Raw genomic sequence first — 22,861 nt, forward strand, 5'->3', positions numbered from 1 at the left:
GGCGTCACCGTCCGATCGGAGTCAGGGAGCCGTTGCCCTTGGGCGTCTTGATGCTCGCGCAAGTACCCTTGGCGACATATTTCCAGGCGTTCCCGGCGTAGTTCTTCTTGGAGGTACCGGCGCAGGTCGTGCCCGCACCGGCCGCGCAGTCGTTTTTGCCGGCAAGCGAGATGCCGTAGCATTTGTCCTTGCCCGGCTGCGGCTTGACGGGGCTTGCGACGGCTACGGTTGAAACGAGCGCCGCGGCGGCGCTCGCGATAGCAATTGTGCCAATCTTCATTGGATTTCGTCTCCTTCTCTGGGCCTCGACGAAAAGAATCGCCTCAGGTCCGCGGCTATTCTCGTGGATGACGGCTCATGCGTCGCAGACCGAGAGCGCATCGGTTCGATGCGCGGTGCGCATGAGCTTGTGGTCTAGTTCGTTTCGGCGGTGTAAGGCATGTGCCGCCGTCGGCCGCTCGGGAACTGCCTATGGAAATGCAGCAAGTCCGGTATTTTGTGGCGCTTGCGGGGACGCTCAACTTCACGCGCGCGGCGGAGCAGTGCAACGTCAGTCAGCCAGCATTGACGCGGGCGATCCAACAGCTTGAACATGAGCTCGGAGGACCGCTGTTCCACCGCGAGCGCGGCAACACCCACCTGTCCGAGCTTGGACGGATGATGCTTCCCTATCTGGAGACGGTGGAGGAAAGCGCTCGCGCAGCCCGCGATCAGGCACGTGCGGCCAAGCGCCTTGAGCGCGTTACGCTGACCATCGGAACGATGTGCACGATCGGACCTTCCCTGATGTCCGACCTCCTGGTCCGGTTTCAGGCGGCTCACCCAGATGTAGAGGTGCAGGTCGTAGACGCGGGCGCGCCCGAGATGATCGAGATGCTCGAGAAAGGTGAGCTGGAAGTCGCCGTTGTCGGTGTGCCGGACGAACTGCCAGGATCCCTCCATCAGCTTCCGATTTTCGAAGAACGGTTCGTGATCGTGTTACCGCCAGACCACCGGCTCCTGATGTTCGACGAAATCCCCGCGGCCGAGCTGGACAAGGAGCCGTACGTCAGCCGGTCCAATTGCGAGGTGTTCGAACCGGTCCGCAAGGAGCTGAACGGCCGCGGCGTCTTCTTGCGCCAGGTGTTCAGCTCGCCTCGCGACGACTGGGTCCAGGGGATGATCAAAGCCGGGCTTGGACTCGGCTTCTTCCCCGAGTTCAGCGTCACTTACCCGGACCTTGCCGTTCGCCCGTTGGTCGATCCTAGCTTCTATCGCACCGTCTATCTGGCAACCGTCCGTGGAAGGCCGCATTCGCCGGCCGTCGGCGCATTCGTTCAGGAAGCGCGCCGGTTCCCCTGGCCGGACAGCAGGCTACCGGCAAGCTCCACCGGCGACACAATCGTCGTCGGTGAGAAGGTCGTGGCATTCGGCTAGGGCATTCAGCGCCGCGGGGAAGCCGGCGTACAGTGCGATCTGCATCAAGACCTCGACAATTTCGGGCTTGCTGATGCCTGCGCTTCCGGCCGACTCCACGTGTACCCGTAATTGGGGGCCAGCCGTCCCACTGGCTGCAAGTGCAGCTATCGCGATCAACTCGCGGGTTCGCAGGTCGAGGCCGTCGCGCGCATAAATGTCGCCGAACGCAAATTCGATGACCATGCGAGCAAAGTCCGGCGCGACTTCTGCGACGCCGCTCTTCACGAAATGGGCGAGCTTGTCCGCGGCGAGCCGCTCGGCGATGTCGATGCCGCGGCGGTAACGATCACTCATTGGAACTCCTTTGACGCAGCCCGACCCCCAGAATCGCTGCACCCGCTAAAGCAATGAAGACACCTCCGATGGCTGCGGACCAACCGTAGCCGTCAAAGAGGATCCCGATGACGGCCGCCCCCGCGAGGCCTCCGCAATAGTAAGCCGAGAGGTAGAGGCCACTGGCGGCCGCCTTATGATTTCGCGCGATGCGCCCGACATGACCCGTTGCGACGGCTTGGGCAAAGAACGTGCCTATCCCTACGAAAGTCATGCCTAGAATGATCGAGACGAGGCTCGGCACGAGCATCAGGGCGAGCCCGAGGAGCGCGACTACGAGGCTGGCGGCTGAGGCCGTGCCAGGTCCGGTGGCGCGAACCACCGCGCCTGCGAGAGGCGTTGTGATCATGGACGGCAAGAACACCAGGAAAACTAGGCCAAGCGCTGTCATCGAAAGCGCGTGCGGGGGCCGCATCAGGACAAAGCCGACGTAGGTGAAGACGCCGATGAACCCGAACAAGATCAGGAAGCCTATCGCAAAGGTCCTGCGGAGAGCCGGATCTGCAAGCTGTTCGAACCAGGGAGCCCAGAAACGCCCGACACGCGCCATTGGCTGGGGTGCATTTTGGTGAAGCGCCAGGCTTACCAAAGCCGCACCGGCCAGGTTTAGTAGCGCGAAGAACAGGAAACTCTGTTCCGCTCCAACCAAGCTGGCCACAAATGCGGCGGTCAGGCGGCCGATAAGATTGCTCGCGACCACACCGGTAACGTATGCCGCGAGAGCATTCGCTGTGCGTACGGCGCAGCGCTCGGCCAAATGCGCCAGCGTCAGCGTAAATGCTGCAGCCATGAAGAGGCCCTGAGTCACACGCAGGATTGCGAACACCGTCAAGTTGGGTGCGAAAGCGAGGAGAGCTGTCGGCACTGACAGGAACATGAGGCTCAACGCGATGGCGCGCTTTCGCTCCAGTGCCCCGCTGATGACGCCCATCAGGAGACCGGATACCGCCATGCCCAAGGTGCTCGCATTGGCGGCCAGGCCGATTTTCGACGGAGCAACACCGTAAACGTGCGCAAGGCTTGGTAGGATTGCCTGCGTCGCGAACAGATCGACGAGCGTCAGGAAACCGATGACCGCGATCAGGAACGATTGCCGCAATGACAATCCCGGTGCTTGGGCGACGTCTATGCGGGGAGCGATGTCTAGCATTTGATTTTCTCTTGAATTGGCGTCCCGCCCGGGGCGAGGCGGGACGCCAGGAATGGCCGGCGGAGGGGAGCGGGGCGCCGGCCGGGGTTATTTACTTGCCGTGATAGACGTCCGACGACAGCAGGACCGTCGGCACCTTGCCGTGATTGACCCAATAGTGGCTGAGGCCGTCGGCTTCCCGGCTAATGTCGCCGGCCTTGTGCTCGATCGGAGCCGCGCAGGCCGTGCTATATTCGGTGATCGATCCGCTCAGCGTGTAGATCAGCGCCGGCCGATCCTTGTGGCTATGCAGCGGGACGACGCCGCCTGGCTGAACGACGAGGCGACGGGTGCGGAGCTGGCGTCCATCCACCCCGATTTCCGGACCGAGGTCGACGGAGGAGATCACGGTATCCGTGACGCCCTTCGGCATCGTCGGTGCGTTGGCGAGTTCGCTACTTCCGGCCTTCGGGCACTGGCTGGCGTTCGCTGGGACGGCGAAGCCCGCCACCGCCGAAACGGCAATAGCGACCGTTGCGAGCTTGATCTTGAGATTGAACATTGCCGTCTCCTTGAACAGTCTGAATTGGACCGCCGAGGAAGGCCGGGCTGCAGGATGCGAGGGATTTCCTCTGTATTCCCGTGCGTCATCGGCTGAGGAGCCGGCCTTCCCGACGCACCATCAAAATGGAGGAGCTGGCGCCTCAGCGAAAATCGCAAGGCAGCATGGAGTCCATGCACGAAACGCATTTCCGCAAAATGGCGCCGGTCAGCATCCTAAGGGCACATTCAACAAGGAGTGCCGTGATGGACATGCAGGTCCAGGAACAATCGCAGACCTCGCTATCGCTTGACGGTAAGGTCGCCATCGTCACCGGATCGACGAGTGGCATCGGCCTCGGAATTGCGCGAGCGCTCGCACACGCGGGTGCGGACGTCGTGATCAATGGTCTGGGCAAGCCCGACGAGATCGATCGCGTTCTCGCCGAGCTGGAACAGGCTCATCCGCACAGCCGCGTGATTTACAACGACGCGAACCTGATGGTCGGCAGCGATGCCGCTGGCTTGGTTGAGCAGACGATTGTCGGCTTTGGGCACGTCGACATCCTCGTCAACAATGCGGGCATCCAGCATGTCAGCCCGATCGAGAGCTTCCCGCCTGACAAATATGAGGCGATCATCGCGCTGAACCTGTCAGCCGCTTGGTACACCACGCGCGCGGCCTTCGTGTCGATGAAGGAGAATGGGTTTGGACGCATCGTCAACGTCGCGTCGGCCCACGGGCTCGTCGCTTCGCCGTTCAAGAGCGCCTACGTGGCGGCAAAACATGGTGTGATCGGGCTCACCAAGACTGTAGCCCTCGAAGGCGCCGAGCATAACGTCACCTGCAACGCGATTTGCCCTGGCTACGTCTGGACGCCGCTCGTCGAGAACCAGATCGGCGATACCGCTAAGGCGCGCGGGATCACGCGAGAGCAGGTCATTCGCGACGTGCTGCTGGCTGCGCAGCCGAACAAACGCTTCGCGGAAGTCGATGAGCTCGGCGCGCTGGCGGTGTTCCTATGCGGCCCGGGCGGCCGGTCGATTACCGGCGCGGCATTGCCCGTCGACGGCGGCTGGACGGCGCATTGAGATGGCTACGAAATCGTTGGCCAGCGAGGTTGCCCAACTCGGTCAGATCGTGCTCGTCCTGCAGGGAGGGGGTGCACTCGGGGCATATCAGGTGGGCGTCTACGAAGCCCTGCATGAAGCTGGCATTGCTCCACAATGGGTGATCGGCACCTCGATCGGCGCAATCAATGCGGCGCTCATCGTCGGCAGCAAACCCGAAGACAGGCTCGAGAAGCTTCGCGAATTCTGGTCGCGCGTCACGAACGACATGTTCGTTCCCGGCGGTCTTCCGGCCTGGCTGGCCACCGCCACTCGCAACATGCTTGCGATCACAAGTGGCGTGCCGTCGTTCTTCAGCCCCAACCCGCTCGCGTTTGCGAGCCCGCATTACAACATTGGAGCTGAATCCGCGGGATATTACTCCGTTTCGCCGCTGCGACGGACGCTCGAACACCTGATCGACGTTGGCCAACTCAACAGCGGGGACACACGCATCACGGTTGGCGCGTCCTGCGTGCGTACAGCGGAGATGAAATATTTCGACTCCCGCGACATGCCTCTGTCGGTCGACCACATCATGGCGTCCGGGGCCCTTCCGCCGGGCTTCCCGCCAGTGCGGATCGACGGCGAGCTTTATTGGGACGGCGGAATACTCTCCAACACGCCAGTCGAGGTCGTGTTCGACGACAATCCGCGGCGCAGCGGTGTCGTATTCGCGGTTCATATCTGGAACCCGCACGGGCCCGAACCCGAAACCATGTGGGAAGTGATGAACCGCCAGAAGGACGTGCAATATTCGAGCCGCGCGGCCGCACACATCAAGCGGCAGCGTCAGCTGCACCGGATGCGACACGTGATCGCCGAGCTCAGCAAGATGGTTCCGGAAGAAAAGCGGCGCGACAACCTGTTCGGCGAGATGGCTTCCTACGGTTGCCTAACACGGATGCATGTCGTGCGCTTGCTCGCTCCCGCGCTCGACTATGAGGACCACAGCAAGGATATCGACTTCAGCGCCAGCGGCATCCGCCACCGTCGCGAGGCCGGCTACGCCGATACGATGAAGACGCTGGAGAAGGCGCCTTGGCGTCAGCCGGTCGATGAGATCGAAGGCTTCATTCTCCACGAGGCAAGCGGCGGCCGCATGGTCGAGACGCCCGCGGCTCACTGAAAGGCTTCCTTATGCTGCAGCGCACTAACTCGAAGCGGTCGATCGCCGTGCTGCTCGGATCCGTGCGGCGCGATCGCATGGGTACACGGGCCGCCCAGATGGTCGTTCGTGAGCTGAAAGACCGCGGCCACGACGTGCATGTCGTCGATCCACTGGAACTTCAACTTCCTCTGCTGGACCGCATGTATAAGGAGCATGCAGAGGGAGAGGCGCCCGACAACCTCGAGCGGCTTGCCCAACTTTACAGAAGCGTCGACGGCTTTCTCGTCGTCAGCGCGGAATACAATCATGGCATCCCGCCGGCGCTCAAGAACCTGCTCGACCATTTCCTCGAGGAGTATTTTTGGCGGCCGTCAGGAATCGTCTGCTACTCCGCCGGCGGCTTCGGCGGCGTCCGGGCGGCGATGCAGTTGCGGATGACGCTCGCCGAGCTTGGGATGCCGAGCATCCCCAGTGTGCTGCCAATCCCTCGCATTGCGGAAACGATCGGCGAAGACGGTGCGGCGGCCGAGATCACGATGCGATCAATGAACCGCTTTCTCGATGAGTTCCTTTGGTACGTCGGGGCGCTTGCCGAGGCGCGAACCGATGGAACGCCTTACTGACCATACGTCTGGCGCATGAAGATCATGCCCAATCACGATTTCCGCTGAGCCCCGCGAAAGGTGACAATCCGCTGGTACTCGAAAGGAGGCTGGCAATGCGCCGCAGATCGAAGAAACTAGATTCCAAGTTCCTGGCCGTGTTGTTGCTTGCTGGCCCGGCGACCATCCTCTCTCCAATCCTGGCTCCCGCGCACTCGGCCGTTCCGGTCGCTTCCGCTCCAGCCGAAGGAGTGATCAGGCAGCGCAGCGACTACGGGTTCGAAGAGACCATCACGCGGATCAAGGCGGGTATCGCAGCGAAAGGCATCCGCTTCTTCGACGAAATCGACCAGACGAAGCTCGGGGAGAGCGCCAAGCTGCCGATCAATCGCTCGACCCTGCTGCTGTTCGGCAATCCGCCGCTCGGCGTTCAATTCCTTCAGTCAAACCCCGTTGCCGGTCTCGACTGGCCAGTGCGCATGCTCGTCACTCAGGATGATGACGGGTCTGTCTGGATCAGCTGGACGGACTTCCACTTCGTAGCGGCCCGGTACCAGCTCAGTGACCGCGACGCCCAGATCAAGATGGCGAGCGAAGTCGCCTCTTCGATCGCCTCTGCAGCAAGGAAACAGCCATGAAGACGATTTCACGTTGCCTCGATCTTTCGCGTCCGATTGCACGCCGGGATCTCGTCACCGTCCTGAATTACGTCAATCGCAGCAGCCGTAGCCAAAGGTGCGTCGACGGCAGCTTCTCCAATGCCGAGGTTCACCTGGATCGCTTGGCGACCGCTGCCGGAATGCAATGACGAAAGCGTCGGAGCAGTCCGGCCCAGGGAGCCTTCCGCAACTCAGCGGGAGGCTTCTTTGGTTATACAGACTGGCATGGTGCGGCCTTGCCGTCGGCGCGGTTTTGGTTTCCGCCTTGGCTCCGTTTCATAGCGGGCCGCACTCCGCCATCCTCGCATTGCGAATGGTGAAGGCCGCTGCCCTCATCGGCGTTGCGGCCATTCTCTTCTATCGTCGGCAGCGCGACCCGGTGGCCGCCCTGTTGGCTCTGGCTTTCCTGACGTGGACGATCACCAGCAGTTTCGACTTCGGCACCAACACTGAGCTCGCGTTGTTGCTCGATCGGTTCCGGTTCCTCCTATTCGCCATCGCCTTGCTTCTGTTTCCCGATGGTCGATGGCTGCCCGCTTGGACCCGATGGGTTGCCGCAGTCAGTGTCGCCGTGTTCCTTGTTGGCTTCGGCGAAGTTTTGCACGTGCTGCCTACCCACGTCTTTCTTCCTTTCGCGATCCTCTGCGTCCTAAGCGCCATTGGATCGCTCATCGTTCGGTTTCGCAGATCGGCGGACTATGAGCTGAAACAGCAGCTGAAGTGGGTGGCCTTCGGGCTCATCGCGGGTATCGGCCTGATCCTATGCGCGCGCGGCGGTGCAGCTGCAGGACTGACGCGTCTTCCGGCGATGCCCGCGCTTTGGGAGGGGATGTTTCAGCTGGGCGTAGTCATCGTCGCCCTCGGCTTCATGATCTCCCTCCTCCGCTATCGGCTGTTCGATGCCGAAAGCATCATCAGCCGCTCCGCGGCCTATGCAACGCTCACCATTGCATTGGTGGCGACATTTGGCGGGACGGAGGCCGTGATCGAAAATATCGGCCAGTCATACCTCGGAATGGGCATAGGCAGCATTTCCGGAGCAATGGCCGCAGCAGTCGCGGCCGTACTGCTAAATCCCCTGCACGGCCGCATCAGCGAATGGGCCGAACATCGGTTTCAGCCCGACCTCGCGAAACTTAAGCGGACGATGCCGGAGCTTCTCTTACGCCAGGGATCCAGCACGCCCCAAAGCCTATGCAGAGCCGTCCTGCCGGACGTCAATCTTGCAATCCATGCTAAGCGATCGGCGGTCTTGCTCGATGGAAGGGTCGTGGGCGCTTCGGGGGTTGACCTTCGAAAAGTGCGCCGTTGGGCACATGAATGGCTTATTGGACGGAACGACCGTCCGCGCCGTGACCCCTGCGATCCGCTTTTCCCGATCCGCCTGCCGATCGGCAACGACCCTTCAGCGGGCGCGTGGCTCCTCATCGGATCACGCCCAGACGGCACGCTGTACGCTGGGGAAGACCTGGACGCCGTCCGATTTATCCTGCCCTATTTGGAGAAGGCGATGGCGGCGGCGAGGGCCCGCGAAAAGCTGCGTGCAGCGATTGATCGCCGTGAGAGACTTCTCCGGACGGAGATACGGCAAATCAGCGCGAGGTTGTGCGCGCTGGAAAATTCTTAGACTGAATGTCCGCTTTGGGTCGAAAGCAGACGTAAGCGGACCGTCCGCTGACGGCCAGAAGTGGACATAGGGCAGGGGAGGTCGGCTAAGCGCCCACAGCGGACATTTGCGCGACCTAGGTTCCCGTGTGCCGTTCAGCCGCCGCAAAATCACTGGCAAGTCGCCCGAAGTCGGCCAGGGCGTGCGCAACCGCAGGGCGCTGACGCAATCAGTCCGACTGCTGCACCTGCACCACGGTCCCCGGCGCGGCCGCCGTTCCTGATGCGACGACGAGGTAGCGGCGGGATACCGGCCCTCCGCCTTGCACCAACTGCCTAATCGGGCCAACGGCATTGACGACGGCTGCGCCAGCCGGGTTAGCCGAGAACGCGGCCAGCGGTTCTATCGGTCCGCTCCCATCCGGGCGGTTTGAGAGTGCGATCACATATTTGCCGCCCGGCTGCAGCCCGCTCGGCACTGCTTGGAGCATCTGCAGCGGGCCTTGGTTGAAAAGCGTAACCTGTGTGCTGCCGGTTCCTTTCAGCATCAACCGCACGCTGCCGACCGCCTCGTCCCTCGGCACCAGGTTCGCTGTTCCGGGACCGCGCGGCACTGCGCCGGCCACATAGGCGACACCCTGCGGTCCTTGGCCAATAGGGATGGTAGCAATGACCTTGTTTTGCAGCGTGTCGATCGCAGCGACGCCGTCGCCATTCTCGAGCCCGACATATAGTCGAGTGCCATCACCAGAAGGCCACAGGCCATGCGGAACCGATCCGACTGGGATCGTTCCGACCTGGGTGAAGTCGCTGGTGCGGAAGATTTTCACAACATTTTCCGTCGCGACTGTCACATAGGCGAACTGACCATTTGCATTGTTGACGATGTTTACGTGGTTGGTGACGGGGCCGGTGTTGATCGTCTTCAGAACCTCAAACGGGGGCCGTCCGTCGAACACCATGACATGGCCAATGTCTTTCAGGGTCAGCCACACCTGCCGGCCATCGGGGGTCGCGGCGATGTTCGGGCAGAAGGGGCTTTCCTGCTTCACTCGCCCGACGATCCGCTTGCTGCTCGTCGAGATCACCACTGTCTCGGGCGTGAAGCTTGAGCAAACGTAGCCGTAGCGACCATCCGGCGAGAAAATCGTCATGCCCGGGCCATTTGGAACCCTGATACGCCCAATCTCGCGGTAGCTGCGGCCGTCCAGCACGGCCACATAGTCCTCGCCACGGACGCTGACCCACACCTCCTTACCATCCGGCCGGAAGAAAGCCTCATGTGGCGATCGGCCCACGTAGGTGGTGGCTTTCACCGCGTTAGTCGCCGTGTCGATGAAAGTGACCGAGTTCGATCCGATTGACACCGCTGCAAGTGTCTTTCGATCGGGCGAGAAACCCATGCCATGGACCAGCAGCTGGCCACGATAGAGCGGGCTGAGGTTGGCGGGCGTGAGATCACCGAGCCGAATGAGCCCTACCAAGCTGTTCGTGGACGGGTCGATGACGGAAACGGTGTTCGAAAATTGGTCTCCGGTGTAAAACCGATCACGGCTGCTTACCGGAATATTGGCTTGCCCGTTCGGCACTTGCTGCGCGTGGGCCGCTCCTGTGAGGCCGAACGCGACTAATAAGGCCTTAGCGGTTCGCACGGGCGACCTCCGAATGCTCGTGAGTTGCCGAGGACCCTTGATGCTGCGGTGGTGATGCAAGCCTCGAAAGCACTGTCTGCATCGCCCCGATCTCCTGCATCTGCTCGACGATGATCGCTTGCGCGAGTCGTCGAAGCTGCTCGTCCCTCCCATACTTCAGCTGAATCCGCGCCATCTCGACGGCACCGCGATGATGCGCGATCATTTTCGTAGCAAAGTCGCGGTCTGGGTCAGTTGAGGACGTGACATTCATTTCGTGATGCATGCGCGTGCTTGCCGATCGCATGGCCTCCGCGAAGTCGTCACTTGGCGCCGCTGCAACACTGTGAGGCTCCGCAAGCAGAAGAGACGCCAGGATCAACTGCGAGGCCCGGAACGGAATTCGGTGTCGATAGTGCATGAACGTCTCCCTGCGGTCAAAAGCGGACTTTAGCGAAGGCTGGCTACCGCAGCGGCGGACGCATGCGATTGCTCAGGATTTGAACTGCAGCGTGCACAGACTGAGCATTTGGTCGTCTGGGCGCCCCCACGCCTCAACGATGAAGACCGGGCGGTACCCACCTGCCCACGTTACCGCATAGAGCGCCGCTGCGGTTCAAGCTCGATCAGCTCTCGCCGTGAGGCAGTCGCGAACGCGGAGAAAAGGTTCATCGTTTCATGCGAAAGAAGGTCCCGCACTTCCCTCTGGGTACGATTGGCACCAGCATAAGTGTCAAGAATCTTGCGGACGATCGTAGTTGCCTCGGTAACAACGGATTCCGAAGACAACAGCCTCATTCGACCTAATTGGGCGTAGAGCTTTGCAAGCGGCGCGGTTTCGGGCTCAGTTGCTTGAAGCGCATCCGCGAAGCAGCAAGACGCGGCTTCAATGAATTCGCTATACAGACTCTCTCGCTGCTTAATCTCCTGAACCAGCCATTGTGATCGCGCCTGAACTCTCTGGGCAAGCCAAGAAGCAAGCACCGAGAGCGTTCCACCAATCACGGCTCCAAGCAAAGCCGCGAAAGTCGCGGAATCGGCCTGCACCTAACGGACATCCGCTGTTCTGAGCGTTCGCCGCTGTAGCCGCGAGGCTCGCAACCAAACCGAAGCAGCGCCTCGCAGTGCGCGTACCCCCGGTCGCAGTGCGCGTTCAAACTCCACGGTAGACCAATGCCGTAAAAAGTTGCCCGTCGATCAATGACTTGCCCCACCGGTCGTCGTACGGGGCAGTGGGCCGAGCAGCCTGTACTGCGCGTAGAGACAATCCTTTGCGTTTCAGATCTGCGACCCTGTCACGGATTGCCACTAGCATGTCCCGAAACTCAACGAGGGCGGCGCGGTCGCCTACTGGGCCATGGCCCGGTATCACCAAAGTGCCAGCGTCACTCATCTCCAAATTAGCTCGGGCCTCGGCGATTGCCCCGTTGATGCTACCACCAGCGACGTAGTCGATGAACGGGTACATGCCGTTCCAGAAGGTATCTCCGGTTTGCAGCACATTTGCCTTCTCGAACTTCACGGAGAGGTCGCCGTCTGTGTGTCCAGGATGGTAGGGTCGGATGCGAACTCTTTCGCGCGCAAAATTAATCGACTTGGCCCCTCTCAGTAGAACGTTCGGGCGAGCGATCGGCGAGACCGGTGCAAACGTATGACCCCATTCATCAATTCGCAGTGTCTGCTGCAAGTGGTGACCTGTGTGTTGATCAGCGATGAGATTGGCGCCCATGCGCCGAACCCAAGCATTTCCGTCGGTGTGGTCCCAGTGCCAATGGGTGTTGATTGCGTAACGGATGCGCCCGGGACCCAAGTCATTCAGAACCTTGCGAATCTTCTGCTGCGAAACTGAAATGCCGCAATCGACCATCAGTTTTCCGCCAGAGCCGACCAGCACTCCTATGTTGCCGCCGGACCCCTCAAGCATGCTGACGCCGCCGCGCAACCGGTGAACTGTAATAGGAGAGCTGGCCGCTGCCCGGTTGATTACGTCGTATGGGGTACCTGCAGCCACGGTTGGCGCGGCCTTTGCAACAGCGGTCAACGTCATTGCGGTGCAACAAAGCAGATGAACCCAAGGCTGACGGGTCCGAGTAGAGTCAAACTCTTCCATGAGGGCTCTCCTTGATCGTGACTGCATCGCGGCGGAAACGGGAGCCGTCGATGAATTGCGCTGCGGACAGAGCCCCTCAATCAAACTTGCGCTTCTCCGCCATCAACGAACAACTCTACTCCGTTCACAAAACTTGAGGCATCGGAAGCGAGGAAGACCGCCGCCTTCCCGATTTCATCTGGATCAGCGACCCGTCCGAGGGGCACCTTCTCAGCCATTGTCGCGAGGAACGCTTCCTGCTCTTCTGGCGCCACCAGACCGAGCAATCCCGGCGTGCGCGTTGGACCCGGGCTCAAGACGTTCACGCGTATGCCAGTGCCTTTCAGGTCCAGTATCCAGCTGCGGACGAGGTTGCGGACCGCCGCCTTGCTCGCACTGTAGACGCTGAAAGCTGGATTACCGACGACGGAAGTCGTTGACCCGGTCAGGATAACAGAGGCCGAAGCGCTCAGAAGCGGCAGAGCCTTCTGCACCGTGAACAAGACCCCCTTCACGTTGGTTGCGAAGGTCCTGTCGAAGTCGCCCTCGGTGATATGCCCCAGCGGCGCCATCGCGCCGCCTCCGGCGTTGGCAACAAGCACGTCGATGCGACCGTGCGAGGCTCGCACTTCTTCCATCAGGTGATCCAGGTCGGATAGCTTGGAAGCGTCGGCGCCAATTCCGGACGCGGCCGGGCCGATCTCAGCTATCGCTGCGTTGAGCTCCGCTTCGCGCCGCCCTGTGATTACGACTTTCGCGCCTTCGGCGGTAAAACGCTTAGCGATCGCGAGACCGATTCCTGTGCTTCCGCCGGTGACGACAGCGATCTTTGCTTCAAGTGCCCTGGCCATAATGGTGGTGCTCCCACAGACAACTATTGCTTTGCTGCTCGGTCGATCATGTCGGCGACAACATCGGGATGAGAGATCATCACGACGTGAGAGGACCCGGGAACCTCAACCGCCTCGAGCGCATGCGCTCGCTTGGCCATGAAAGCGTGCAGAGCGGCGGGTATGTTACGGTCCAGCGATCCCCACACAAATCGCGTCGGTAAGCGCTTCCAGGACTGTGCAGCAGCCGGCTCCGACAGCGCGTTCTTTTCGATTGGGCGCTGTGTGATCGCCATCGTGAGCGCTTCCGCCTCGGGGACGTCCGCGGCAAATTGTTTCCAGTATTTGGCCTGAGATATGTAGACGTCCGCCGTTCCATCAGCGAGCGCAACAGGCGGTGCTAAGGTTTCCCCAAGTGTGCTCGTGGGAAACTTCGCACCTAAAGAAGCGGCGCTCTCGCCGACATCCGGTGCTACGCCGGAAACGAAGACCAACCCCTTCACATTTGGGCGGTCTGCAGCCGCAACTGAGATGACCTCGCCTCCGTAGGAATGGCCGACCAAAATGACAGGGCCCTTCACGGCCGCCACTAAGCTACCAACGTAGGCTGCGTCGCCCTTGAGACTTCGCAACGGGACTGCAGCTGCGATGATAGGATACCCTTTGGCCGCAAGTCGGCTGATAACCCCGTTCCAACTCGCAGATTCTGCGAAAGCTCCATGGACCAGAACAATCGTGGGCTTGGAAGATGTTGCGGTGATCTGCGCATTTGCCGTCCCAATGAGCAGGGAGGTTGCCGCAAGCGCTGCTAGCCAAAAACGCACCATCGAGTTCTCCACAAACATCGGCGAAGGGCCGGACTTAAATCGTCCGGCCCTCTTCGCCTCAATTTCGTCAGGCGAGCTGCATGCCCTGTTCGACCTTCGCTTGAGAGACGGACTCTCCACGGATAAACTCCATGATCTCCTTGTTGATCACGTCCGGGTGGGTCGTCATCATGCCGTGCGGGAGGCCCTTGTAGCTTTTGAACGTGCTGTTCTTCAGCAGCTTCGCGGCGAGCGGCCCCGCCGCAACATAGGGCACGATCTGGTCGTCTTCGCTGTGCATCACGAGCACCGGAACCTCGATCTTTTTTAGGTCCTCAGTGAAGTCCGTTTCTGAGAAGGCCTTGATGCACTCGTAGCCTGCTTTGACGCTTCCCATCATGCCCTGCCGCCACCAATTGCGGATCAAGGCTTCAACTGGCTGCACCCCAGGTCGGTCAAAGTTGTAGAATGGCCCGGAAGCCACTTCGAGATAAAATTTCGACCGGTTGTCCGCCAATGCCTTACGGAAGCCGTCGAATACCTCGATCGGCAATCCATTAGGGTTTGTCGCCTTCTTCACCATCACTGGCGGGATCGCGCTGATCAGGACTGCTTTTGCTACCCGTCCCGGCCTCGCGCCCGCAACGTACCGGGTGACCTCTCCTCCGCCTGTCGAATGGCCGATATGGATCGCGTCCCTGAGGTCCAGAGCCTCGACCAAATCAGTAACGTCCGCGGCATAGGTGTCCATCTCATTGCCGCCGTCGGTTTGGCTGGATCTACCATGACCGCGACGGTCATGCGCGATCACACGATATCCTTCTCCGAGGAAGAACATCATCTGATTATCCCAGTCGTCGGAACTCAGCGGCCAACCATGATGAAAGACGATCGGCTGAGCATCCCTGCCGCCCCAGTCCTTATAAAAAATCTGCGTCCCGTCGGCTGTCGTATGCATTGGCATAATCAAGTCTCCTTCCATCTAGGCGGCCAACACTGAGCGGAGGCCGACCGAGTACATCGCAGCCGACACTCAATTCGATCACGACAACGACTCTTCATCGCGCAGGCACGATGAAGCTCACGACTTCATGCGTAACGACGCTGTGGGTTGGATCGGCCAGTTCCAACAGAACCTTGTGTGGTCCCGGCTCCAACCCCACGAGGATGATCGTCTCGCCGCTCGCGTCGACGAAATGCCAGGGAAGATCGTCAACGGTGACATGTAAGTGCCCGAGGCGGGGCGAAACCTGCAAGGCGCCGGCTCCAAAAACGGGCAGGACACGCAGGTTCTCCGTCGCATACTGGATGAAAACGCGACCTTCGGAGAGGGGCTCAGGCAGCGGTGGATCCACGATTAGGCGTGGTGCAGGCTCGTTCTTGATGGGGACGAGAGGAGTTGGACCTCTAAGGTCCCTCGCGGTTCGTCCTTGTGGGGTCGCAGCCGGCATTTAGGCCAGATTTCTGTCGATGACGCCATGCTGACGGCTGGCGGCAGTGGCGAAACCCAGATGAACTGCCACTGGAGCGCTGATAGGGGCCGGTGCGGCGCCTCGTCGCCTTCCGCGGGTGTCCACGCTCGCGCCGTCTGATCCATGCTTTGAATTAGAAGGCGGGCCGCTCACCAGAGAACTCCATTGTGAATCCTCGCGGCGACTATGGCTGCTTACCCAAACCGTATATCGGTACGCTACCCGATCAGCGCTTCGGGGTTTGTGATCTGCATATTGCGTCGATTGCTGGTATTGGCTGCACGCATTTCGGGCGGGCTCACGTCGCCCATCGGGTGGTGGCGGTGTGCTGATTTGGCACCCTGATGGGGACGCGACGGGGGGAGGGGCTGAGGGTTCATCGCGTCCCCAAGGGCCGGCCGAACGGTCGTAGGAACGTGTTGGGCGATTGCTAGAAAAGCGCTGAAATACTCGCGTCAGTTCAGCCTTCATTGGCCCCACTCATACGAACGAACACGCCGTTTCAGGTTGTAAAGCCGCGTGGGGAAGGAAGTATTTCGCAAAATTGCTGAAATCGGTCGACACGCGACCTTCTTCGATCAGTCCCTCTTGGTTCGCCATTGCTTCGGGGAAGTCCCGACGTGTCGTGAAAACATTGCTGTCATGGCGCTCTGCGAGGCATAGCCCACCGCGAGCGCAATCTCCGCGATTGAGAAAGTTGTACCGCTCAGGAGCGACTTGGCTCGGGCGATGCGCCGTCGGATGAGCCACTGGTGCGGTGTGAGGCCGGTCTGCAAGTGAAATGAGCGGAGGAAATGATATGGAGTCAGTTTGATCTGAGCCGCCATATCATCGAGCATTACGTCTAAGTGCAGATTAGCATCCATGTATTCCAGAACGCGACGCAGTTGGGACGGACTTAGCCCGCCAAAATGCAATTGACGCGCAACCCCACTTTCGAGGCGCCCGTGATGTCGCACTAGATGCTCACCGAGCTTCAGAGCCAAAATGTCGGCTTCAACGCGCGTTCCTGGTCGCTCGAGAGCGACCATGGTCTTCCCTACAAGATCCTCCGCAACTTGATCAGTTTTCCAACCGTCTATCGCTAGGTTCACGGGCGCGCCCCAAATCTCAGCGGCCAGAGAACTCACGGTCTTCAGCGGGAGGAACACTTGCACGATGTCCAGGGAGCCGGTGAGTTCCACGTTGGATTTATCGCCCGACTTTACCAGACTGAGGCTGTTGGCCTGGATCGGACCGTCGTGGATCAGTCGGCCGTTCCGCCAGGCCCGCCCTTCAAACGTCGTTCGATGAAGGGACAGGATGTCCGCTGCGGGTGTGATACCGCCTTCGAAAGGCCGCCGATCTGTGCGGTGCTGAACGCGAGCAAAAATCAAACCGGATCGCTCAACCGGCTCGCGCACAACATAGCTGCCGGGCGGCAGCCGCCTCGCTAGGTCATTCGGCTCCTCGCCACTGGATACCGCCATGATGGCCCCTTAAGCCACGATTATAGCAGCTTCTTTATGTTAGGCGCGAGAGCACACAACAGAGGTGCGACCGCTCGCACATTCGTCAGCGCACCTAGACCAGCTGCCACCTTGCGCCACTTGGCCTTCAACCGTCGCCTTCCGAATGTCCCACTTGGGTCGTAAGCAGACGTTAGAGCCGCGGGCAGAGCGCGCATCAAACCGGGATGTTGACGTCTCCGTTCAGCTCACCGGTGGTTGGGCCATGATCGAGCGAATCCAGCTTATCATCGCAGTTGCAACGCCTTCATCGAAGGCTGCACTGCCTTGCCGTCCGGCGGCCGCATTCTCACGGGCTTGTTGTCTGGATCCAACGTTCATCATCCCGTGGTCCGCGCTGGGAACTTCGATGTACGTTCCTGTACCGGGCCTTGCATGCTCGGCGATGTCGGCGATCATCATCTGATCGGTGTCGAACAGTGCAACTATGTCAGCGCCGCCATAGAGGGAAAGTACGTTGGTCTTGGAATCGCGCCAGGCAGCGGGAAGATTAAGCCCAGCGAGCGCCTGCATAAAGCGCCAGTTGCGACCTACTGCTCGATCTTTTCCGTCCCAATCGAGAACTTCAGTCACGGATGCAGCGAGTTCCGGGCGCTCACGCACGATTTCGCCAGGACTCTTCTTCTCGAAATAGAAAGCGTGGAAGATCGGTCTGACGTGCTCGCCATCCGCATAGACCTTCCCCGGATCGGAGCCATCGATCAGATATTTTTGAAAGCTACCCACTTGCTGGTGGTAGTCACCCCAATTCCGCAGCACCGCGCCGTATACGATGATGCCGCGAGGAGCTTTCTCATCGGCCAGCAGCGGGGCCTCAAGCGCTCCCAGAGAATGACCAAGCATGATGATCCGCTCGCGCGGAATGTGCAGGTCATCAGTGAGATGCCGGTACGCGGTCCTGAAGGCGTCAAGCTCCGTGTCGAAGGTAATGTCCGCGCATTGCGGTCCCCCGACGCTGTCCCCAAGCCCCGGCTTCTCGGCTCGGTAATAACCGATCCCCGCCGCTGTCAGCCGGGCACCGAGCTCCCGGTAGGCGGCTGTGGGCGCCGCTGGCTCGATGGAAACGCAGCTAAAGCCTGGCAGCAGAAAAACTACCGGAGCCTGCGGTGACGATTTCGGCACCACCAGGATGTCCCTGATCTTACCGCCCCTGAAGGGGAAAGATCCATATGCGACGGTAGTGTTCGGATACTGCTCAAGTGGTCGTCCAATCGCCCGACCGCTTAAGCGAACAATCTTCGCATCTCTGCTCACCTCGATCGTCACGGGAGATCCGGCTCTAAGCCTGCTAGCCGCAGCCACCACGGCGGGCACGTTGGCCATCGGGCTACCGTTGATGCCCATGATCACGTCGCCCTCGGCTAGGTGCAAGGCGGCACCCGTCGATCCGGGAATCACTGCACGAACAGTAGGACGCCCGTCAGCGCCCGGTGCGAGTTGCGTGCCGAGGAATCCTACTCGTGGCAAACCGCCTACGTCCGCGGCGGCAGCGCTGGTTCCAGCGAGGAGCAACAAAAGAGCTAGGAGCTTGGGCGTTGAGCGGCCGGCGTCGCGGTGAGCAAACTGGGCGTAGGTGATGCGCAAGAGACGGCTGTTCATCGATCGAAGCTCCGGGGACCTCTCCGATAATCAACTCTCAACTAAATCGGACAAGCGCCACCGTGGTTGCTGCCGACGGCCAGAAATTTCGACGAGTGGCAGAAGCTGATTGCCAGTTAAACGTGAGAAGTCTGCTCAGGCACATACGCATGGTTGTAGGTCGGTCACGTGTCGAAGCGGACGGATCGTTGCCGAGTGCCATCCCGCAATCGGCGAATTGCACAAGTCAGCTCAACGCCGCGAAGAATGTGCAACGCAATCCCTCGGGCGCGAAGATCATTTCGCTTTTCGCGTCCAGAACGCGTTTCAGCATCGAGGAGCCAAAGCCATGCCTGATCGGTGGGGAGACCTTCGGACCTCCGCGCTCTTCCCATTCGAAACGTATGCGATCCCTGAACTGCGACCACCGGATCGATACCCGGCCAGCGTCGTTGGATAGAGATCCGTATTTAACGGCGTTCGTGACGAGTTCGTGCAGGGCCAATGCGAGGTTGGTGGCATTGTCGGCATCGACGTAGCTGTCGTCTCCTTCGAGATCCACACGGTGCTCGGAGATGGAAGAGAGGGCGCTTTCAACCAACGCGCGAACTTGGGCGCGCTGATCAGTGGCGACTGCCAAGGTATCGTGAGCGCGCGACAATGTGTCCAGCCGACTTTGAAACTGCGCCAAGGCCGGATCCGCGTTCTCGAGATCCTTGAACGTATTTCGCGCGATGGACTGAACGATGGCCAGAGTGTTCCTAAGCCGGTGGCGAAGTTCCAACGATACGAGCCGGGCGAGGTCCTCTTCCCTCTTTTGAGCCGTGATTTCTTCCACGGCCACGTTCAATCCCACGAGCCGATCACTGGCGTCCCGTGCGGCTGCCCAATGTTCAATCCAGTGACGAGTTACACCCGGTTCGGCCACAGTCGTTCCAGAGAAGAGCCTGGTCGCGGAATTGCTGTTGCCATCGAGAAAGCCGTCACGAATCTCTTCGGCCTGCGCAGCGAAGTCCGGAACAATGTCTCTGACGTTCCGACCAAGGTGATCGGCGGCAGGGATTCCGTTGAACTGCGCGAGACGGTCGTTGATGCGAACGAAATTGAGATCCGCATCGAACCAGGCAAGTCCCACAGGGGCGGTAGCGTAGATGGCCTCGATCTCATCGGCACGCGCGACTACGGCAGCCCACTGTTCGGAACTCGGCTCGCCGGCTCGTCCGTTCATTCGCACTCCGATCGTGCGCATGGATAACAGCCGTAACGAGGAGCCGGGAGTAGGCCTTTGGTCCATATGCATGACCGACCGCTCCAGACCTTAGGCTTGCAACCGAGCCGTCGTTCGCCTTTGTTGAAGTCATGGCAGATGGCGGTAGCGAGGACAGTTTCGACGCGCTTCGAGCATCTATTCACCTGTCGCCGATCGCTACGCTGGTCACCGACAACCGCCTGGATGACAATCCGATCGTAGAGGTGAACGACGCGTTTCTTAGCCTAACCGGGTACAGCCGCGAGGAAGTCATTGGGCGCAACTGCCGGTTTCTGGCTGGGCCAGGGACTGAGCTTGAATGCCGCGAAGAACTGCGGACGGCGGTTGCGGAGGGCCGGCCGGCTTTGGCCGAGCTGACCAACTACCGGAAGGACGGAACTCCCTTCCGTAACGCCGTGATGTTCGCGCCCATCCTGGATCAGGAAGGGGATGTTGCGCTCTTCATCGGTTCACAGATGGACGCCGGGCCAGGCGGATCACAAAGCATTCTTCGGAGCACACGAGCGAGGGAATTGGTTGAAACGCTGTCGCCTCGGCTTCGGCAGACGCTCGAACTGATGGCCAGCGGCTATCGCAACAAGCAGATTGGCGGCGTGCTCGGCATTGAGGAAAAGACCGTCAAAATGCATCGGGCGCGGCTGCTCCACGCCCTCGGCGTTAAAAGCTCCGCCGATGCCATCCGGATAGCGATCGAAGCCGGCCTGGAACTACCGGTCACGATTGACGGCAAAATGGGCGATCGCTGACAAAATTTCCGCTCGTTCGCCGAACGCATGCAAATGGTCGACCGCCTGCTCGGCGAGGATCTTGGCCTGATGCCGAGCCCGATTTTCGCCCAAGAGCGTGACGAAGGTCTCCTTTCCCTGAGCCTCATCTTTCCGCAGCCTTTTACCCACGGTCGCAGGATCACCAGAAACATCGAGGAGGTCGTCCGCGATTTGAAACGCCAGGCCGAGGTTTTGCGCGTATCCTCGAAGGCTTAGTCTATCTTCGTTTGAAGCGGCACCTATGACCGCGCCGGCTTCGACTGCCCAAGCTATGATAGCGCCTGTCTTAAGCCGCTGCAGACGTGCCACGCCCTCGAGATCGACAGGCTGCTGCATCGGAAGCAGATCGAGCATTTGACCACCCGCCATGCCGTAAGCGCCGGCCGCTCGAGCAAGGTCCCTTGCCAATTCTGAACGGATGCTGCCGCGCGGGTGCGTCGCCGGATCGCATAGTATCTCGAATGCCAGGGCAAGCAGCGAGTCGCCGGCCAACACGGCCGTTGCTTCATCGAAGGCGACATGAACCGTCGGCTTGCCGCGGCGCATGTCATCATCGTCCATGCAGGGCAGGTCGTCATGGATAAGCGAATGCACGTGCACGCATTCGACGGCGAGCCCGACGCGGATCGACCGTTCTCGGGGAACGTCGAATAAGTCTGCCGTCGCGCACGTAAGAAGAGGACGCAGGCGCTTGCCTCCCCCGATGGCGGCGTGCCGCATGCCTTCGATAAGCCGCGCGCTCGCATCGGCCGGAGGTGTCAGAAGACGATGGAAGCAGGCATCGATCTCGCACGCCACTTGCGTGAGTGGCCTGTCGAGCAGCTGCAGCCCTGTGGCGAGAGAGACGCTGCTCATACGATCGCGACGCGCTTGAACTCGGTCGGCTCGATCGTGGCGACAACTTCGTCAAGCTTGAGACTGTAGCGCTTCCGTAGTGCCGCCAGTACGCCTTGCACGCTGGTCTCTGGCGTAGAAGCCGCCGCGGTGATGCCGACGACCCCCGATTGCGGCAACTCGGTCCAATCGATCTGACTCGCGTCGGCCGCAAGTTGTACACGATTGCACAACCCTCGAGCGACTTCGGCAAGGCGGCACGCATTGGACGAGAAATGCTCCCCCACGACGATGACGGAATCCGACTGAACCGCCATCTCGCGCACGGCGGCTTGGCGATTGGTGGTGGCGTAGCAGATATCGCTCGATGGCGGGGCGGCGAGGTCGGAAAAGCGCTCACGCAGCGCTTCGACAATCTCCTGCGCTTCGTCGACCGAGTAGGTCGTCTGGATCGCATACGCTACGGGTTCGCTCCGGCCAAATGGCAATTCGTCCACCTCTTCGACGGTTCGAACCACGCGAGCCTGAACCGTTGTGACATGGCTCAACGTGCCCTCGATCTCGGGATGGCCCGCGTGGCCGATCAGGACGATCTGGCGGCCATTCTCCTGATGTCTTTCTACCTCGCGGTGAACCTTGGCGACCAGCGGGCAGACAGCGTCATAGGCAGTCAGCCGTCGGCGACGTGCGTCGGACTTAATCGTCGGCGCGATGCCGTGTGCGGAAAAGATGACGACGGCGCCGGGAGGAACTTCGTCGAGTTCTTCGACGAAGATGGCCCCCTGCGCTTCGAGCGTCCGGACGACTTCAAGATTGTGGACGATCGCGCGGCGCACGTAGACCGGCGCACCATGTTTGCAGAGCGCGTCTCGAACCGCGTCGATGGCCCGGCGGACGCCTGCGCAAAAGCCGCGAGGAGCAGCAAGGAGCACCCTGAGTTCAGGCTTGGGCGAAGAAGCCGTTAGCGTTCGGCGCTCCGGATCGCTGGCATTGGCATGCAGTTCGAGCATGGAATTCCCACAGCACACCCCCCAGAGTTCGAAGACTAAGTGGCGGTGCTGCTCGAATCTATATGGACTAAAGGAGATATTGCATGCGCACGCTCGTGCGGGCCAAGCCCGGCGAGAGTTCGATGCTGACCTTGTCGAAGCGTGGCGGCCCAAATTTAATGGCTGGGTCTCGCGAAAAGCCGAAGCCCTCCCGGGGGATGCCGAACACGGTGTCCAGCTTCCCGTCGGCATTCTCATCATGAAAAATGGCCAAGGCATATCGTCCTGCGGGGAGGCCATGGAATTCGATCGTCCGCGCCGTTGCGGGGACGGATATGGTTCGGGCCGCCGGATCGCGCTCGCACTTTGGGAAATGTTGAGCATCACGAGTGATGCAGGCGCGGATGATGCCGCGTTGATTGCGCAAGGCTGTGACCGTGACGCTCAGCGAAACGGAAGGCTGGTGGACTGCCAGTTGAGCTGCGGCAAACAACAGGGCGGCGATCATTCCGGCAAGCTATACGGGCCATTGTCGCTATT

The 22,861-nt window shown here is 60.6% G+C and carries 26 protein-coding genes; 8 read left to right on the forward strand and 18 right to left on the reverse strand.

Features of this window, described 5'->3' with window-relative positions:
• Positions 1 to 4 precede the first annotated feature (4 nt).
• A complete protein-coding gene (locus AC4GYV_RS04590) occupies positions 5 to 280 on the reverse strand; it encodes a BufA1 family periplasmic bufferin-type metallophore (protein WP_491099482.1) in 276 nt (91 codons plus the stop codon).
• 197 nt (positions 281 to 477) lie between these two features.
• Here AC4GYV_RS04590 and AC4GYV_RS04595 point away from each other — a divergent pair, with 197 nt between their 5' ends.
• Positions 478 to 1,416: a LysR family transcriptional regulator gene (locus AC4GYV_RS04595; RefSeq protein ID WP_491099483.1), complete on the forward strand. Its 939-nt coding sequence runs from the start codon at positions 478 to 480 to the stop codon at positions 1,414 to 1,416.
• Here AC4GYV_RS04595 and AC4GYV_RS04600 read toward each other — a convergent pair.
• The 3 genes from AC4GYV_RS04600 to AC4GYV_RS04610 all read right to left on the reverse strand — a co-directional run bounded on the left by AC4GYV_RS04600 (position 1,354) and on the right by AC4GYV_RS04610 (position 3,482).
• Positions 1,354 to 1,752, reverse strand: coding sequence for a carboxymuconolactone decarboxylase family protein (locus AC4GYV_RS04600; RefSeq protein ID WP_491099484.1), 399 nt, complete (start codon positions 1,750 to 1,752; stop codon positions 1,354 to 1,356). The genes AC4GYV_RS04595 and AC4GYV_RS04600 overlap by 63 nt on opposite strands.
• Complete coding sequence (locus AC4GYV_RS04605; protein WP_491099485.1) at positions 1,745 to 2,941, reverse strand: MFS transporter; 1,197 nt, start codon at positions 2,939 to 2,941, stop codon at positions 1,745 to 1,747. The genes AC4GYV_RS04600 and AC4GYV_RS04605 overlap by 8 nt, the downstream gene beginning before the upstream one ends.
• Before the next feature lie 91 nt (positions 2,942 to 3,032).
• Positions 3,033 to 3,482: a cupin domain-containing protein gene (locus AC4GYV_RS04610; RefSeq protein WP_491099486.1), complete on the reverse strand. Its 450-nt coding sequence runs from the start codon at positions 3,480 to 3,482 to the stop codon at positions 3,033 to 3,035.
• Between the two features lie 245 nt (positions 3,483 to 3,727).
• On the opposite strand from AC4GYV_RS04610, the gene AC4GYV_RS04615 reads away from it, so the two are divergent.
• The 6 genes from AC4GYV_RS04615 (at position 3,728) to AC4GYV_RS04640 (ending at position 8,569) form a co-directional block, all read left to right on the forward strand.
• Complete coding sequence (locus AC4GYV_RS04615) at positions 3,728 to 4,552, forward strand: 3-hydroxybutyrate dehydrogenase (protein ID WP_491099487.1); 825 nt, start codon at positions 3,728 to 3,730, stop codon at positions 4,550 to 4,552.
• 1 nt (position 4,553) lies between these two features.
• Positions 4,554 to 5,699: a patatin-like phospholipase family protein gene (locus tag AC4GYV_RS04620; RefSeq protein WP_491099488.1), complete on the forward strand. Its 1,146-nt coding sequence runs from the start codon at positions 4,554 to 4,556 to the stop codon at positions 5,697 to 5,699.
• Positions 5,700 to 5,710: 11 nt separating this feature from the next.
• Positions 5,711 to 6,304 (forward strand): NADPH-dependent FMN reductase, encoded by a 594-nt coding sequence (locus tag AC4GYV_RS04625; RefSeq protein WP_491099489.1) that lies wholly within the window; start codon positions 5,711 to 5,713, stop codon positions 6,302 to 6,304.
• 95 nt (positions 6,305 to 6,399) lie between these two features.
• On the forward strand, positions 6,400 to 6,921 hold the full coding sequence (locus tag AC4GYV_RS04630) for a DUF302 domain-containing protein (protein ID WP_491099490.1): 522 nt from the start codon (positions 6,400 to 6,402) through the stop codon (positions 6,919 to 6,921).
• A complete protein-coding gene (locus AC4GYV_RS04635) occupies positions 6,918 to 7,091 on the forward strand; it encodes a hypothetical protein (protein WP_491099491.1) in 174 nt (57 codons plus the stop codon). The genes AC4GYV_RS04630 and AC4GYV_RS04635 overlap by 4 nt, the downstream gene beginning before the upstream one ends.
• Before the next feature lie 116 nt (positions 7,092 to 7,207).
• Positions 7,208 to 8,569, forward strand: a complete 1,362-nt coding sequence (locus AC4GYV_RS04640) for a hypothetical protein (protein WP_491099492.1) — start codon at positions 7,208 to 7,210, stop codon at positions 8,567 to 8,569.
• Between the two features lie 208 nt (positions 8,570 to 8,777).
• On the opposite strand, the gene AC4GYV_RS04645 is transcribed toward AC4GYV_RS04640, so the two are convergent.
• The 11 genes from AC4GYV_RS04645 to AC4GYV_RS04695 all read right to left on the reverse strand — a co-directional run bounded on the left by AC4GYV_RS04645 (position 8,778) and on the right by AC4GYV_RS04695 (position 19,710).
• Complete coding sequence (locus AC4GYV_RS04645) at positions 8,778 to 10,199, reverse strand: YncE family protein (protein WP_491099493.1); 1,422 nt, start codon at positions 10,197 to 10,199, stop codon at positions 8,778 to 8,780.
• Positions 10,186 to 10,485 carry a CopM family metallochaperone gene (copM, locus tag AC4GYV_RS04650; RefSeq protein WP_491099494.1) on the reverse strand — a complete coding sequence of 100 codons (300 nt, stop codon included), beginning with the start codon at positions 10,483 to 10,485 and terminating at the stop codon, positions 10,186 to 10,188. Before copM ends, AC4GYV_RS04645 begins: the two co-directional genes overlap by 14 nt.
• 284 nt (positions 10,486 to 10,769) lie before the next feature.
• On the reverse strand, positions 10,770 to 11,183 hold the full coding sequence (locus AC4GYV_RS04655) for a hypothetical protein (RefSeq protein WP_491099495.1): 414 nt from the start codon (positions 11,181 to 11,183) through the stop codon (positions 10,770 to 10,772).
• Between the two features lie 148 nt (positions 11,184 to 11,331).
• Positions 11,332 to 12,288 carry an MBL fold metallo-hydrolase gene (locus tag AC4GYV_RS04660; protein ID WP_491099496.1) on the reverse strand — a complete coding sequence of 319 codons (957 nt, stop codon included), beginning with the start codon at positions 12,286 to 12,288 and terminating at the stop codon, positions 11,332 to 11,334.
• Between the two features lie 80 nt (positions 12,289 to 12,368).
• Positions 12,369 to 13,118, reverse strand: coding sequence for an SDR family NAD(P)-dependent oxidoreductase (locus AC4GYV_RS04665; protein ID WP_491099497.1), 750 nt, complete (start codon positions 13,116 to 13,118; stop codon positions 12,369 to 12,371).
• A 23-nt stretch (positions 13,119 to 13,141) separates the two neighbouring features.
• Positions 13,142 to 13,942, reverse strand: coding sequence for an alpha/beta fold hydrolase (locus tag AC4GYV_RS04670; RefSeq protein ID WP_491099498.1), 801 nt, complete (start codon positions 13,940 to 13,942; stop codon positions 13,142 to 13,144).
• 49 nt (positions 13,943 to 13,991) lie between these two features.
• Positions 13,992 to 14,867, reverse strand: coding sequence for an alpha/beta fold hydrolase (locus tag AC4GYV_RS04675; RefSeq protein WP_491099499.1), 876 nt, complete (start codon positions 14,865 to 14,867; stop codon positions 13,992 to 13,994).
• A 94-nt stretch (positions 14,868 to 14,961) separates the two neighbouring features.
• On the reverse strand, positions 14,962 to 15,354 hold the full coding sequence (locus AC4GYV_RS04680) for a DUF6130 family protein (protein WP_491099500.1): 393 nt from the start codon (positions 15,352 to 15,354) through the stop codon (positions 14,962 to 14,964).
• Positions 15,355 to 15,953: 599 nt separating this feature from the next.
• Positions 15,954 to 16,844, reverse strand: coding sequence for a helix-turn-helix domain-containing protein (locus tag AC4GYV_RS04685; RefSeq protein ID WP_491099501.1), 891 nt, complete (start codon positions 16,842 to 16,844; stop codon positions 15,954 to 15,956).
• A 222-nt stretch (positions 16,845 to 17,066) separates the two neighbouring features.
• Positions 17,067 to 18,482, reverse strand: a complete 1,416-nt coding sequence (locus AC4GYV_RS04690; protein WP_491099502.1) for an alpha/beta fold hydrolase — start codon at positions 18,480 to 18,482, stop codon at positions 17,067 to 17,069.
• A gap of 226 nt (positions 18,483 to 18,708) precedes the next feature.
• Entirely contained in the window at positions 18,709 to 19,710 is a 1,002-nt protein-coding gene (locus AC4GYV_RS04695; RefSeq protein ID WP_491099503.1) for a sensor histidine kinase, read from the reverse strand.
• A gap of 110 nt (positions 19,711 to 19,820) precedes the next feature.
• On the opposite strand from AC4GYV_RS04695, the gene AC4GYV_RS04700 reads away from it, so the two are divergent.
• On the forward strand, positions 19,821 to 20,477 hold the full coding sequence (locus AC4GYV_RS04700; protein ID WP_491099504.1) for a PAS domain-containing protein: 657 nt from the start codon (positions 19,821 to 19,823) through the stop codon (positions 20,475 to 20,477).
• Here AC4GYV_RS04700 and AC4GYV_RS04705 read toward each other — a convergent pair.
• The 3 genes from AC4GYV_RS04705 to AC4GYV_RS04715 form a co-directional block, all read right to left on the reverse strand.
• On the reverse strand, positions 20,439 to 21,353 hold the full coding sequence (locus tag AC4GYV_RS04705; protein WP_491099505.1) for a polyprenyl synthetase family protein: 915 nt from the start codon (positions 21,351 to 21,353) through the stop codon (positions 20,439 to 20,441). The two genes, AC4GYV_RS04700 and AC4GYV_RS04705, sit on opposite strands and share 39 nt — an antisense overlap.
• Complete coding sequence (gene ispH / locus AC4GYV_RS04710; protein WP_491099506.1) at positions 21,350 to 22,342, reverse strand: 4-hydroxy-3-methylbut-2-enyl diphosphate reductase; 993 nt, start codon at positions 22,340 to 22,342, stop codon at positions 21,350 to 21,352. The genes AC4GYV_RS04705 and ispH overlap by 4 nt, the downstream gene beginning before the upstream one ends.
• A gap of 67 nt (positions 22,343 to 22,409) precedes the next feature.
• On the reverse strand, positions 22,410 to 22,829 hold the full coding sequence (locus tag AC4GYV_RS04715; protein ID WP_491099507.1) for a DUF2141 domain-containing protein: 420 nt from the start codon (positions 22,827 to 22,829) through the stop codon (positions 22,410 to 22,412).
• Between the last annotated feature and the right edge of the window lie 32 nt (positions 22,830 to 22,861).

The organism is Sphingomonas sp. SP4 (assembly GCF_058313375.1).